This window comes from Exiguobacterium sp. s142, assembly GCF_018618455.1.
Classification (GTDB): Bacteria; Bacillota; Bacilli; order Exiguobacteriales; family Exiguobacteriaceae; genus Exiguobacterium; species Exiguobacterium aurantiacum_A.
Genome location: NZ_JACSMB010000006.1, coordinates 132,555 through 146,892, shown reverse-complemented (window position 1 = coordinate 146,892; position 14,338 = coordinate 132,555). Strand labels below are relative to the sequence as shown.

General features: G+C 52.9%; 15 protein-coding genes. All 15 read left to right on the top strand.

The window, feature by feature from the left end; all coding sequences use genetic code 11:
* The 15 genes from KNP77_RS07920 (at position 1) to pgsA (ending at position 14,333) form a co-directional block, all read left to right on the top strand.
* Positions 1–768, top strand: a complete 768-nt coding sequence (locus KNP77_RS07920; protein ID WP_070327115.1) for a segregation and condensation protein A — start codon at positions 1–3, stop codon at positions 766–768.
* The gene (scpB, locus tag KNP77_RS07915) at positions 746–1,339 is read left to right on the top strand and encodes an SMC-Scp complex subunit ScpB (protein ID WP_173647368.1); all 594 of its coding nucleotides are present in this window, start codon (positions 746–748) and stop codon (positions 1,337–1,339) included. Before KNP77_RS07920 ends, scpB begins: the two co-directional genes overlap by 23 nt.
* Positions 1,340–2,098, top strand: coding sequence for a pseudouridine synthase (locus KNP77_RS07910; RefSeq protein WP_071397662.1), 759 nt, complete (start codon positions 1,340–1,342; stop codon positions 2,096–2,098).
* A gap of 136 nt (positions 2,099–2,234) precedes the next feature.
* A complete protein-coding gene (locus KNP77_RS07905; protein ID WP_214889937.1) occupies positions 2,235–2,816 on the top strand; it encodes a redoxin domain-containing protein in 582 nt (193 codons plus the stop codon).
* A 19-nt stretch (positions 2,817–2,835) separates the two neighbouring features.
* Positions 2,836–4,383, top strand: a complete 1,548-nt coding sequence (resB, locus tag KNP77_RS07900; protein ID WP_236633376.1) for a cytochrome c biogenesis protein ResB — start codon at positions 2,836–2,838, stop codon at positions 4,381–4,383.
* Entirely contained in the window at positions 4,383–5,567 is a 1,185-nt protein-coding gene (ccsB, locus tag KNP77_RS07895; protein ID WP_071397659.1) for a c-type cytochrome biogenesis protein CcsB, read from the top strand. Before resB ends, ccsB begins: the two co-directional genes overlap by 1 nt.
* Before the next feature lie 160 nt (positions 5,568–5,727).
* Positions 5,728–6,444 carry a response regulator transcription factor gene (locus tag KNP77_RS07890; RefSeq protein WP_070327120.1) on the top strand — a complete coding sequence of 239 codons (717 nt, stop codon included), beginning with the start codon at positions 5,728–5,730 and terminating at the stop codon, positions 6,442–6,444.
* Positions 6,444–8,147 (top strand): HAMP domain-containing sensor histidine kinase, encoded by a 1,704-nt coding sequence (locus tag KNP77_RS07885; RefSeq protein WP_214889980.1) that lies wholly within the window; start codon positions 6,444–6,446, stop codon positions 8,145–8,147. The genes KNP77_RS07890 and KNP77_RS07885 overlap by 1 nt, the downstream gene beginning before the upstream one ends.
* 53 nt (positions 8,148–8,200) lie before the next feature.
* Positions 8,201–8,752 carry a cob(I)yrinic acid a,c-diamide adenosyltransferase gene (locus KNP77_RS07880; RefSeq protein WP_070327122.1) on the top strand — a complete coding sequence of 184 codons (552 nt, stop codon included), beginning with the start codon at positions 8,201–8,203 and terminating at the stop codon, positions 8,750–8,752.
* Positions 8,753–8,759: 7 nt separating this feature from the next.
* Positions 8,760–9,998, top strand: a complete 1,239-nt coding sequence (gene yfmF, locus KNP77_RS07875; protein WP_214889933.1) for an EF-P 5-aminopentanol modification-associated protein YfmF — start codon at positions 8,760–8,762, stop codon at positions 9,996–9,998.
* Positions 9,995–11,254, top strand: coding sequence for an EF-P 5-aminopentanol modification-associated protein YfmH (gene yfmH, locus KNP77_RS07870; RefSeq protein ID WP_131463660.1), 1,260 nt, complete (start codon positions 9,995–9,997; stop codon positions 11,252–11,254). The genes yfmF and yfmH overlap by 4 nt, the downstream gene beginning before the upstream one ends.
* Positions 11,251–11,946 carry an elongation factor P 5-aminopentanone reductase gene (ymfI, locus tag KNP77_RS07865; RefSeq protein WP_131489684.1) on the top strand — a complete coding sequence of 232 codons (696 nt, stop codon included), beginning with the start codon at positions 11,251–11,253 and terminating at the stop codon, positions 11,944–11,946. Before yfmH ends, ymfI begins: the two co-directional genes overlap by 4 nt.
* A gap of 99 nt (positions 11,947–12,045) precedes the next feature.
* Positions 12,046–12,822 (top strand): YmfK family protein, encoded by a 777-nt coding sequence (locus KNP77_RS07860; RefSeq protein ID WP_071397654.1) that lies wholly within the window; start codon positions 12,046–12,048, stop codon positions 12,820–12,822.
* Positions 12,823–12,870: 48 nt separating this feature from the next.
* On the top strand, positions 12,871–13,725 hold the full coding sequence (locus KNP77_RS07855) for a helix-turn-helix domain-containing protein (RefSeq protein ID WP_233589550.1): 855 nt from the start codon (positions 12,871–12,873) through the stop codon (positions 13,723–13,725).
* Positions 13,726–13,754: 29 nt separating this feature from the next.
* Positions 13,755–14,333 carry a CDP-diacylglycerol--glycerol-3-phosphate 3-phosphatidyltransferase gene (gene pgsA, locus KNP77_RS07850; RefSeq protein ID WP_035386389.1) on the top strand — a complete coding sequence of 193 codons (579 nt, stop codon included), beginning with the start codon at positions 13,755–13,757 and terminating at the stop codon, positions 14,331–14,333.
* The last annotated feature ends 5 nt before the right edge of the window (positions 14,334–14,338 follow it).

The window sequence follows — 14,338 nt, the reverse complement described above, 5'->3', positions numbered from 1 at the left end:
ATGGAAGCGTATAACGTCAAAATCGATACGTTCGAAGGCCCGCTCGACTTGCTGCTCCACTTGATCGGCAAGATGGAGCTCGATATCGCCGACATCTCTGTTTCGGAAGTCACGGACCAGTATGTCGCCTTTATCCGGACGATGCAAAAGTTTGAGCTCGATGTGGCCAGTGAATATTTGGTCATGGCGGCGACGTTGCTCCAATTAAAGAGCAAACAACTGTTGCCACCGGTCCCGATCGAGGACGATGAGATTCCGGATTTCGGCGAAGAGCCGACTCGGGAAGGGTTGATTCGACAGTTGATTGAATACAAAGCTTATAAAGAAGCGGTCGTCTTCATGCGCGAGCAGGAAGAGCAACGGCTCGAACTATATAGCCGTCCCGGCGAAGATTTGACACGGTACATGTCTGAACTGGTCCAACCTTACGATGGACCGCTCAACTTTTCAGATTTGTTGCACGCCTATTCAAAGATGGTCGAGCGGAAGCGTTGGAAAGAACGGCGTAAAAAGACGATCAAGCGGGAAGAGCGGACGCTCGAACAGCAGATGACCCGTTTGCATGAACATGTGTCGGCGAACCGGAACACGTCGTTTTTTGCATTCTTCGAAGAACGGCCGGACGTGTCCGACCTCGTCGTCACGTTCATGGCGCTGCTTGAGTTGATTAAGTTACGAGTCGTCACGACAAAGCAAGTCGACCGAGATATTCACATTTCGTTTGTCGAAGCGTCAAAGGAAAGGGATGAAGCCGTTGTTGTCTTATGAAACGATCATTGAAAGCCTATTGTTTGTCGTCGGAGAAGAGGGCATGGAAGTCCGGGCGCTAGCAGATACGCTCGATATTTCTGAGGCCGCTGCCCGCGAACAATTGAATAAGCTAGGGGCGTCGTTCACGGATTCGGGGCGTCCGTTTCAATTGATCGAATCGGGCGGCGTGTACAAGCTTGTGACGATCCCGGACGTGTCCGAGTACATTCAACGGTATGTCGGGACGATGGCCGAACAGGCGCTGTCTCGTGCGGCCATGGAGACGCTCGTCATCATCGCCTACAAGCAGCCGGTCACACGGGCCGATATCGAGGAAGTCCGCGGTGTCAAAGTCGAACGCGTCATTCATACGTTGTTGTCAAAAGGACTGATTGAATCAGCCGGCCGGGCGAAGACGATCGGGCGCGCGAAACTGTACCGGACGACCGAGCATTTCCTTGACCATTTCGGATTCAATTCACTCGAGGAGTTGCCACCATTAACGTTTGTTGACGAGTTGGCAGACGAAGGCGATCTGTTCTTCGGCCAGCCAACTTCGATTACGGAAGATAGATTGGAGAATGATTAAATGGAACGTTTACAAAAAGTGATTGCCCAAGCGGGTATCGCCTCACGGCGTAAAGCCGAAGAAATGATTTTAGACGGACGGGTTCGCATTAACGGCAAAGTCGTTCGTGAACTCGGGACGAAAGTCGGACCGAAGTCGGAGATTGAAGTCGACGGCGTCAAAATCGAACAGGAAGAACACGTCTACTACGTGCTCTACAAACCGAGCGGCTACGTGTCGACGGTCGACGATGATAAAGGACGCAAAGTCGTTACCGATCTCGTCCCACCAGGGTCACGTGTCTTCCCGGTCGGTCGTCTCGATTACAATACGACGGGACTCATCATCTTGACGAACGACGGAGAATTCTCGAACATGATGACTCATCCGAAGTTCAAAATCCCGAAACGTTACGTCGCGAAAGTGAAAAACATCCCTTCGTATATCGCTATCAAGCAGCTCGAGTCAGGCTTAGAGCTCGATGACGGTTATAAGACGGGCAGCGCGAAAGTCAGAATGAAGACAGTCGACCATAAGAAGAACTCGGCGATTCTCGAAATCGTCATTTCGGAAGGGCACAACCGTCAGATTCGACGCATGCTCGAAGCAGTCGGTTCGGAAGTCATCAAACTGAAGCGCGAACAGTTCGGTTTCTTGACGCTCGACGGACTCACGACAGGCGACTGGCGCGAGTTGTCACGCAAGGAAGTGAGCAAGCTCCGTGAGCTCGCGAACCCGGTCGTGCCAAATGAACCACGAGGCAAGAAAAAGAAAAAATAACAAGTTAAAAATCGTCCTTACACAGGATGATTTTTTCTTTTGTGGAGATTCTGTGACAAAAAGATGAAAAAAGTCTGTTAATGTGCGTTATCGTTGTTTTTTCAGTACAATAGCAACTGAAGGATGGTGTGAAATCATGACGAAAGAGACGAAACAAGGCGATCGGATGAATCAAGCGATGGCCCATAAGAAAAAGCGGTCATTTTGGCGCCTCATGATTATGACGATGGTGCTGTTTGCCGGTGCGGTCGTCATCATGCAATTGATCGAGCAGGCCGGGAACGATGGCCGGGTCGAGGCCGGAGACGACGCGCCGAACTTTAAACTCGTCAGTCTTGACGGTACGACGATGGTCGAGCGCGAAACGTATGATGGGAAAGGGATGCTGTTAAATTTCTGGGGTACGTTCTGTGAACCGTGCGAGAAAGAGATGCCGGTCGTACAAGACAACTATGCCACGCTTCAAAATATGGGCGTGGATTTTTGGGCCGTGAACGTCGGTGAGACGCCGCTGCGGGTCGACAACTTTATCAATGACCTCGGCGTCGAACTCGACTATCCGATCTTGATGGATACACGTAGCGAAGTCGAGAAGGCGTACGGCATTTATAACTTACCGGTGACGTTCGTCATCGATGCCGACGGAAAAGTCATTGAAAAGTATGAAGGCGAACTCACGAAAGAGAAACTGTTAGAGTTAGCCGAGAAGTCATTGTAAGCGAACGGGGGGCGCACACATGCTAGATATGAAATACGACGGCGCCGATTTACGGTCGAAGCGTCGTCCGAGATCTTGGATTGACCGTGTCTGGAGTTTCTTTGCATCGGTCAAAGTCGGTCTTTGGTTGATTGGACTCATTATCGTCGGTTCTGCGGTCGGGACGACATTTCCGCAAGAGATGTATATTCCGCAACAATTGCCGGCGAGTCAATACTATACCGAAGAATATGGCACGCCAGGAACGATTTATTACACGTTAGGATTCCATAACTTATATACGTCGTGGTGGTACATCACGTTGATCGTGATGCTGACGTTGTCACTGATCGTCGTCTCGATCGATCGATTCTTTCCGTTGTATAAAGCGTTGAAATATCAACCGGTCCGACGCACCGATCGCTTCATGCGCGGGCAACGCCTGATCGGTGAAGGTAAAGGGACGGACGAACAGATCGACGCGCTCGGTGAGGCGTTGAAGTCTAAGCGTTATCATGTAAAACGCGACGGCGATGCGCTACTCGCCGAGAAGTATCGGTTTGGTCGTTGGGGTCCATACATCAACCACATCGGGCTTGTCATCTTCTTTATGGGGGCGATGCTCCGCGTCTTCCCGGCATTTCACACCGATACGCTCGAATGGGTGAGAGAAGGGGACACGGTCGCGCTCGAGGCGACCGATGACACGTATTACATTCGTAACGATCAGTTCATCCTCGAGATGTATGATCCAGAAAATAATGCGGAGGACGCCAAGTTCGCCGAAGCGATTGAAAAAGCCGGTGCTGTCCCGAAAAACTATGAGACGGAACTGACACTGTTCAAGAAGACCGGAACGAACGAGGACGGATCGCCGCAACTCGAGGAAGTCGAAACCGGTTCGACGAAAGTGAACCATCCGTTCAAATTTGATAAGTACGAAGTGTATCAGGAACAGTATTCAAGCCGACCGGAGTTTTTGTCGATGTCGTTTAACGTCGGTGACAAACAGACAGGTGACATATACGGACCGTTCACGGTTGACTTGACGGACCCTGAGACGACATACGATCTCGGCGAGGTCACGGTGACGCTCAACGACTTGTATCCGGACTTTGAAGTTCGAAACGGACAGCCGGATACGAAGTCACCACGGGCGTTGAACCCTGCCTTCTTCTTAGCGGTCGAGAACCCGGATGGGACGACCGAATCGAACTTGATCGGGATTCGATTGAACGTTGCCGATGAAGACAATCGTTACGCGATCCAGTTCGCAGGAACGGAAATGGCGAGTACGAGCGGACTTCGGGTCAAGAGCGACTCGACGTATCCGATTTTAATTGTCGGTGGGACGATCTTCATGATCGGGATCGTCATGGGGATGTATTGGCCGCACCGCCGGGTCTGGATTCGACGTCATAACGAGACGGACGTGCTCGTGGCTGGATTCACGAACAAGAACCCGTCGTCGCTTCACCGCGAGATCACACCGCTCCTAGAAAAAAATGGGCTGCCGATTTGGGAAGACCAGGCTCGGTTCGAAAAAAAGGCAGACATCGACTCAACTAAAGAAAGAGGGGAATCATAATGGAGTGGATTCAGTGGAGCAGCCGCCTGCTCTTGATCGCGTTCATTCTTTACGCCGTGGCGACCGTGTTGTTCACAATCGCGGTCAGCGGCATGCGCAAAGACCGAAACGTCAACCGGATCGCTTACGGTAAGTATGCGTTCACGCTAGCCGTCATCGGCTTTGTCGCCCAAATGGGATATTTTATCATGCGTTGGATCGGGGTCGGCTACGCGCCGGTCTCTAACCTTTACGAGTATACGACATTCTTCGGAATGATGATGGTGCTCGGTTTTCTCGTCGTCTACGGGATCTATAAAAACGATGTGCTCGGCTTGTTCGCCATGCCGGTGGCGCTTCTTGTCATCGCGTTCGCATCGATGTTCTCAAGCGAAGTGGCGCCGCTCATTCCGGCATTGAACAGTGTCTGGTTGAAAATTCACGTCACGACGGCCGCGCTCGGTCAAGGGATTCTCGCCATCAGTTTCGCCTCGGGCTTGATCTTCTTGCTGAACGAGACGTCGATGCGCGAACAATCGAAATCGCGCACATGGCTAGAAGTGACGATGTTCGTCCTCATGTGCACGCTCGGCTTCATCCTCGTATCGATGCTGTTTAAAGCAATCGGTGCCGGCGGAGTCGTCGAATTTACGAATGACCGCGGTACGCAAGAGTCGTACGAATACTTCATGCCGATCTTGTTCGTACCGGAAGGCGCACAACTGTTATCAGGTGCGAGTGGACTATCGCTCGAATTGCCGACGTTCATCAACACGTTGAAGTTGAACACGTTGCTCTGGTCGGTTATCGCTGGCGCCGTCATTTACCTCGTGCTCCGGTTCGTCGTCTTACGCAAACGTATTGCGGAAGCGTTGCAACCGCTCGCGAAGAAAGTCGATCTTGACCTCGCGGACGAGATCAGCTACCGTTCGATCGCGATCGGGTTGCCGGTCTTCATCCTCGGGGGGCTCATCTTCGCCATGATTTGGGCGCAGATTGCCTGGAACCGTTTCTGGGGCTGGGACCCGAAAGAAGTATGGGCGCTCATCACGATGCTCATCTATATTTATTACTTGCATATGCGCATCCAGCGGGGCTGGACGGGGACGAAAGCAGCATGGCTCTGTGTCGGCGGATTCGCCGTCATCATGTTCAACTTAGTGTTCGTCAACCTCGTCATCGCCGGATTACATTCATACGCTTGATGAAAAAGAAGTCACTTCGGTGGCTTCTTTTTCGTAAGGGCATACAACTCACCGTTGTTAAGCGAAATAATAGAGTGGTATAGTTATGAAAGAGAGCGAAATGTTCACAATTGTGCAACATTCGCTACATCTTGTAATGGTTCTCTGGGAGGTTTAGTTGATGGCTGATAAAACAAAAATTCTAGTAGTCGACGACGAAGAAAGAATTCGCCGACTGTTAAAAATGTATCTAGAACGGGAGCAATACGTGATCGAAGAAGCGACGAACGGTGAAGAAGCGCTTCAACTCGCACTTGAAGGCGACTTTGACGTCATCTTGCTCGACTTGATGATGCCGAAGATGGACGGGGTCGAGGTGTGTACCGAACTCCGTAAAACGAAAGCGACACCTGTCATCATGCTGACGGCGAAAGGTGAGGAGATCGACCGGGTTCAAGGGTTCGAGGTCGGCGCAGACGACTACATCGTTAAACCGTTCAGTCCTCGTGAAGTCGTCTTGCGCGTCAAGGCGCTACTCCGTCGCTCAGGTTCGACAAAGTTTTTGCAAACGGCCGAAAAGTCGAAAGACTTGATCGTGTTCCCGCATTTGACGATCGACAATGACGCACACCGTGTCACGGTCGACGGGGAAGAAATCGCCCTCACGCCAAAAGAGTATGAGCTGTTATTCTTCCTGGCCAAACAAGTCGATAAAGTGTTCTCGCGGGAGCAACTGTTAAAAGAAGTATGGAACTATGAATTTTTCGGAGACCTTCGAACGGTCGACACGCACGTGAAACGGCTTCGTGAGAAATTGAACCGCGTCTCTCCATCCGCGGCCCAAATGATCACGACGGTATGGGGTGTCGGATACAAGTTTGAAGTCGTCAGTGAGTGATGATTCGCCGCAATAGTATTGTCACGAAGCTGTGGCTGACGATCCTCGTGTTGGTCAGCCTGATTTTGTTCATCGTATCCGTCCTTATGCTCGAGTTCTTCAACTCGTTCCATATTGATCAGGAACGTGGGCATTTAGCGAAACTCGGTGGACAAGTCCAGTCAGTCTTGCTAGAGGAAGGCGATTCGTCACGGACGGTCGACCAAATCATCGAAGTATACGGAGCGAACTATATTTTAGAGAACGGGTCGGTCCGTTCGAACTTCGGCACGGAAGTCGATGGCTTGATGACCGAACTCGGACGTCAGTCATGGGGTCCTTATCAAGCTGTAGGGGAGACGGCGATCGGGAACTTCTCGTCGTTCGATGACCAGGCTGCCTTGGCGTATCGGACGACGTTCTCTCTTGAGACGGGCGAGTATACACTCTATTTGATTGAGCCGCTCAATGCGATCTCAAGCGCGAATGAAGGGGCGCGGACGATCATCTTTTGGACGGTCGCCTCGGCGATCATCGTCACGACCGTGTTCGCTTTCTTCTTATCGACCCGGATCACGGCCCCGCTACGTGAGATGAGGGACGCCGTCAATAAGACGGGTGAAGGACAGTTCGATCTGCGGCTCGTCCAGAAATCGAATGATGAAATCGGTGAACTTGCCGGTTCATTCAATGCGATGAGCAGCCAGCTGTCGACATACGTGAACGCGCTCGACCGCGAACGGCTGCAGCTCGCTTCGATTCTACGTTCGATGGCAGACGGTGTCATCACGCTCGATCGCCATGCGAACGTGATCGTGACGAACCCGCAGGCACAGCCGTTATTGCACGACGATCAACCGCACGAAGTCGTGCTCGCGCTCTACGAAGACGTCGTCGGCGGTGCGCCTGAGAAGACGATTGAAGTGAAGCAAGACGATCACTACTACACGTTGACGGTCACACCGCTCCTCGGGGAGGAAGATTTCGAGGGAGCGGTCGTCGTCATCCGTGATACGACCGAAAGTCACCGCCTCGACAAGATGCGGACAGACTTCGTCGCCAACATCAGCCACGAGTTGCGAACACCGCTCGTGACGCTCCAAGGCTATTCCGAGGCGATCATCGACGGCATGACCGAAAGTGACGAGGCGACGAAAGAATTCGCTTCGATCATTTACGACGAGTCGTTACGGCTTGCCCGGCTCGTCAACGATTTACTCGATTTGGCGAGAATCGAATCAGGGAAAGAGACGATGCAGTTCGCGGCGTTCGATTTCGGCGAATTTTTACCGCGGGTGATGCGCAAGTTTAACCAGATGGCGAACGAGAAAGGGATCACGTTGTCGACCGTGGCTCCGAAGCGGATGATTGAAGCGGATGGGGACCGGTTAGAACAAGTGTTCACGAACTTGATCGGCAACGCCATCGCCCACACCGAGAGCGGAGCGATTCGGCTCGAGGCGACCGAAGAAGCGGACGGTTTCTTGATCTGTTTGACCGATACCGGCAGCGGGATCCCGAAAGAGGACTTGCCGTTTGTGTTCGAGCGGTTCTATAAAGCGGACAAGGCCCGGACGAGCGGCGGGAAGACCGGAACAGGCATCGGACTCGCCATCGTCAAGAACGTCATCGACGCCCATCATGGCACGGTCGACGTCACGAGCGTGTACGGCGAAGGGACGACGTTCACGATTCGGCTCCCTTACGACCAACCGCAATCATAACGACAATGGTGACTCCTATGGGTCACCATTTGTGGCATAGAGGAGGAAATGACATGAAGCGATATACACGTGGAGGCGACAAGGGTGAAACGTCATTGATCGGCGGACGCGTCTTGAAAGTACATCCGCAAATCGAGGCGATGGGATTGTTAGATGAATTGAACAGTCACATCGGTCTCGCGCTCGCGCACCAGACGGACGCGACGTTACGGCATCAACTGACGAAAATCCAGCACGATCTGTTCGACCTCGGTTCAGAACTGATGTACAAACAAGATCCGCCGCAGCAAGTCGACTTAGCGATCGTCACCGAGCTCGAGACGTGGATCGATGAACTAGAGACGAAGTGTCCAGAACTCGTCCGCTTCATTCTGCCGGGGGGCAGCGTGGCCTCGGCGAGTCTGCACGTCGCCCGGACGGTCTGTCGCCGCGTCGAACGCGAGCTCGTCAACATCGATGCGGCCGTTCGTCAATTGTCTTACTATAACCGCTTAAGCGATTACTTGTTCACGGCCGCCCGTTATGCCAACGTGGTGGCGGGCGTACCCGATCAAGAGTATGCGCGCGGTGCGTCCGTGTTCCAACCGAAAACGAAAAAGGAGTAGATGATTCATGAAAGGGATCGAACAATTCCGTAACCAGCTCCACTACTCGGTCTATCCGACCGATAAATTTAAAACGACGACGTGTCTCGTCTCGTTCGCGGCGCCGTTGTCTGCAGAGACGATTGCCGACCGGGCGCTACTGCCGTACGTCATGGAAAAAGCGACGGCGGCGTATCCGTCGATTGAACTGTTTCATACACCGCTCGAGCAATTATATGATGCCAGCCTATTCGCCGGTGCGTCAAAAGTCGGGAAAGAGCATGTCATCCAGTTCCAACTAGAAGTTGTGAACGATCGGCTCGTCGGGGAACCGGTCCTGTCTCAAGCGATCAAGCTACTAGAAGAAGTGTTGCTCCGCCCGAACGTTTACGACGGCGCGTTCCAACCGCTTATCGTCGAACAAGAATCCCGTCTGCAGCGTCAACGCATCGAGTCGGTATACGATGATAAAATGCGCTTCGCCCAGCAGCGATTGCAAGAACTGCTCGGCGGAGAACTCGCGATCCCGTCGCTCGGGACACTCGAACAACTTGACCAGGTGACGCCGCGATCGCTCTATGAAGCGTACACATCCATGATCAAACACGACCGCATCGACGTCTACGTCGTCGGGGACGTCACGCGTGACCAAGTGACCGAGGCGTTTTTGCCACTCGAGACACTCGGCTCGCCGCTCGTCCGAGAGTATCCTGAACCGGTCGACCGAGAGTTTCAACGACTTGAGGAACAGCAGGACGTGAAGCAGAGTAAACTTCACCTCGCCTATGAGGCCAACGTTGACCCGCGCAGCGAGGACGCAATCAAGATGCAAGTCGTCAACGGCTTGTTCGGTGGGTTCCCACACTCGAAACTGTTCATGAACGTCCGTGAAAAGGAGAGCTTGGCGTACTATGCGGCGTCGCAATACAGTTCGCTTAGCCGGATGTTGTTCGTCTACGCCGGGATCGATGCCTTGAACCAAGTAAAAACAGAACAAATCATTGCCGACCAACTTGCCGACCTGCAAGCAGGAGGGTTCGATGACATGACGCTTGAGCAGACGAAAGAGATGTTGTTCCATCAACGGCGCCAACTCGGTGACAGTCCGCGTCAACTGATCGCCTGGATGAGTGGCTCGGACATCCGTCCGTTCTCACTCGAAGAAGAGATGGCCATCCTTGCCCGGACCACGCGAGAAGACGTGGCCGCGCTCTCGAGTCAAATCAAACTGAAGGCGATTTATTGTTTAAAGGGGGGGACAGCATGAAACTAGATTTTCCAAACGTCGGTGAGACGATTCATCACGTCGTTCTCGATAACGGGCTGACGGTCTACTTGCTGAAGAAAGCTGGATATGAAAAGACGTACGCCACATTCACGACAAAATACGGTTCGATCGACCGCCGCTTCAAAACGGACGACTGGATCGAAGTACCCGACGGCATCGCCCATTTCCTTGAACATAAAATGTTCGAAAAAGAGGACGGCGATGTGTTCCAGAAGTTCGGACAGCTCGGGGCGTCGGCGAACGCTTTCACATCATTCACCCGGACCGCTTATTTGTTCGGTGCCACGTCAAACGTCGAGGCAAACTTAAAGACGTTGATTGATTTCGTCCAAGATCCGTACTTTACGGAGGCTTCGGTCGAGAAAGAGAAAGGCATCATCGGCCAGGAGATTCAAATGTATCAAGACAACGCAGGGTGGCGTCTTTATTTCGGTTTGATCGAGGCGATGTATGAAGCGCATCCGGTCAAAATCGATATCGCCGGAACAATCGAGTCGATCAGCGCGATCACGGCCGCTGACCTTTATGCGTGTCATCAAGCGTTCTATCATCCGAGTAACATGACGCTGTTCGTCGTCGGTAACATCGACCCTGACATCGTGCTCGAACAGATCCGTTCGAATCAGGCCGCGAAAACGTTCGAACCGCCTGTACTCACTGAACGCGAACACGTGCAAGAGCCGAGAACGGTCCGCTTAGCCACGCGTGTCATCGAGATGGACGTATCAGTCCCGAAAGTCATGATCGGCTACAAGGACACGCCACGCGCCGGGGAAGACGGGATGAAACAAGAACTGGCCGTCGAACTGCTCATGCACGCCTTGTTTGACACGACGGCGCCGCTCTATGCAGAGCTTTACGCCGAAGGGTTGATCGATGATGCCTTCTCGTTCGACTATACGTCGGAAGAATCGTTCGCCTTCGCCGTGCTGTCGATGGAGACACCGCATGTCGATGCGTTCGTCGCCCGCATCACCGAGGTGCTCGAGCGTCCGCTCGACATCGGAAATGAGACACTCGACCGTAAGAAGCGGATGATGAAAGGGCAGTTTTTGAAGGCGCTCAACTCACCCGAGTTCATCGCCAACCAATTTTCACGCTACGCGCTAACGGGCGGGAACATGTTCGATTTGCCTGAGCTGCTAGACGCGGTCACGCTTGAAGACCTATACGACACGTATGACCGATTGTTCAAACCGGATCAACGGACCGTCTGTGTCGTCAAAAAACCATGACGACACTCATCACCGGGGCGAGTGGGGCGATCGGTCGTGCCGTCGCCCTTTCCTTTCGCGATGATGAGCTCATCTTACATGCGTACGCGAACACGGAAGCGCTCGAAGCGTTCGTGAAGACAGAGGGTTTGTCAGGACAAGTCGTCACGTGCGACCTCGGCGACGACCAGGAGCTAGACGCCTGGCTCGCTACGGTCGGCGCGGTCGATCGGATTATTCACGTCGCCGGTAATCACGCCTACGGGCTGCTCGTCGACGCGGACATCACTGAACTCGATCGTCTCTATCGCGTTCATGTGCGCGCGATGGTTCGACTCGTTCAACACGTCGTCGGGCAAAAAGCTTACGATCGCCCGCTCGACATCGTCATCGTCTCGAGCGTCTGGGGGGAAGTCGGAGCGGCCGGAGAAGTGATGTACTCGACCGTCAAAGCGGCACAGCTCGGCTTCGTCAAAGCGTTCGCGCGCGAGGCCGGCCCGTTCAATGTTCGCATCAATGCCATCACGCCGGGGTGGATTGAGACGCCGATGAATGATACGGTAGAAGAGACGAAACAAGACGTTAGAGATGAGATTCCGCTCGGCCGTCTCGGTCATGTCACAGAAGTTGCCGAGACGATCCGTTTCCTCTGTTCACCGTCCGCGTCCTACGTGACCGGCACGGTGTTACGGGTCGATGGCGGTTGGCAGTAAAAACTTTGTCGTCTCGGTTGAAACGAGTTCTTTTCAATTCTTCTAAAATAATTTAGAATGAACAAGGTAGCGAGCCTACATTCGGAAAGGGTGGACGAGATGGATCATAAGTTCGAAGAATGGTATCTCGAATATGAACTTTGCCAAAATCGCCCCGGTATCCTCGGCGATATCGCCTCGCTGATGGGGATGCTCCAAATCTCGATCGTGACCATCAACGGGGTCGATCTGCAACGTCGTGGGATGTTGCTCAAGGCACCGGCCGCCGATCACGTCCATCGGCTCGAGCATATTTTGCGGAAGATGGAAGCAATCGTCGTCATCAAACTCCGCCGCCCGAAACTGAGGGACCGGATTGCGATCCGTCACGGCCGCTATATCGAACACGACAACGACGACAAAAAGACGTTTCGCTTCGTGCGTGGAGATTTGGGAGTACTCGTCGATTTTGTCGCTGAACTGATGAAAGAAGAACGACATCTGTTGATCGGTGTCCGGGGCAACCCGCGCGTCGGCAAAACGGAGTCGATCGTCGCGGCGAGCGTCTGCGCAAACAAGCGTTGGCTGTTTCTCTCGTCGACGCTCATGAAACAGACGGTCCGGACGTCACTGTTTGAAGAAGAACGAGAAGGCGATCACGTCTACATAATCGACGGCGCCGTTTCGACGCGGACGATGGACGAACGTCATCGTCAGTTGATCCGGGAAGTCATGCGTCTGCCTGCCGTCAAAGTGATCGAGCATCCCGATCTTTACGTCCGCAATACCGATTGCGTGTTTGAGGACTTTGACTATATTATCGAACTGCGAAACAACCAAGATGAAATCATCATCATTCCGCAAGAAACGAATCGTGAAGCAGAATGGTTTGAATAATTAATTGAATGGAAGGTGTGGACCCCTTTGACAGAACTAGGGACTTTTTTGAAACAAAGGCGTGAGGCGAGCGGTCTGACGCTTGACCAAATTCAGCAGACGACGAAGATTCAAAAACGCTATATCATCGCGATCGAGGAAGGTGATTATAAAAATCTCCCTGGTTCGTTTTATGCACGGGCGTTCATCAAAACGTATGCGGAATCGCTCGGTCTTGATGTCGATGAGCTTTACGAGACATATGCAAAAGATTTACCGAAAATCGAACCGCAACCGACCGCTCAATTATCACGTAAGCAAACTTATTCAAAAGCTTCCGAGACGTCGAGCCGCGTCTCGAGATGGGTGCCGAAAATCATGCTCGTGCTTGTCGCCTTCTTGCTTGTGACAGCGGTCTACTACGTCGTTAGAAATCTCGATTTTGGAGGCGGACAGGACGCGACACCGGCTGAACCACCGGCTTCAGGCGTGACGATCAATCAAAATGAAGACGTTCCTGAAGAAGAGCCGACGGAAGAAGCGCCGGTCGAAGAAACACCGGCCGAGGAAGAGCCGCCAGAAGAAACCGGACCGATCGCGGTGACGGAAACGAACGGGGCCGACCTCACGTATGAGATCGCAACAGCTGACAAGCTGACGACCGAGATTCACGTCAAAGAATCACCGGCGACTTATGTCGGCGTTCGCGATACATCGCTTGAAGGAGCGTTCCTTGCACCGGAATATCCGAACCAATCGAAACAAAACCCGATCGTCATCGAAGGTGCCGAAACAGATACGCTTCGGATTCGGATCGGTTTGATCGGTGGCGTCGAGAAGATTGTCGTCAACGGCCGTGAGCTTGAGCTTGCTGATTCTCCGGTCACACAAAATATATTTGTGAAGAGAGTCGACGCTGAATAAGTCGACGTCTTCTAGAGGAGGAGTTCTCGATGAACCTACCTAACCGCCTGACGATGTTGCGGGTTTTGCTCATCCCCGTATTCGTCGTCTTGCTCGCTGTAGATTTTAACTGGGGAGACATCGCTTTCCTCGGGGCGGAAGTACCGCTCCATCAATTCATCGCCGCGGTCGTGTTTACGATCGCAGCGATTACGGATTGGCTTGACGGGCACTTGGCCCGTAAGCACAACTTGGTCACGAACTTCGGCAAGTTCATGGATCCGCTCGCTGACAAGTTACTCGTCACGGCGGCGCTCGTCTTGCTCGTCGAGATGGACCTCGTCGCGGCATGGGTCGTCGTCGTCATCTTGTCACGTGAGTTCGCGGTGACGGGGCTTCGTCTCGTCGCGGCTGATGAAGGAATCGTCGTGGCGGCCGGTAAGTCGGGTAAAGCGAAGACATGGGTCCAGCTCTTTGCCATCATCTTCTTATTGTTCGGCAACCCGATTTTCAACTATATCGGCATCCCGTTCGGGGAGTGGGCGATGTGGCTCGCACTCGTCTTGACGATTTATTCTGGGGCCGAGTATTTCGCACAAAACTATAAGATCATTGTAAAATCGATGTAAATCGA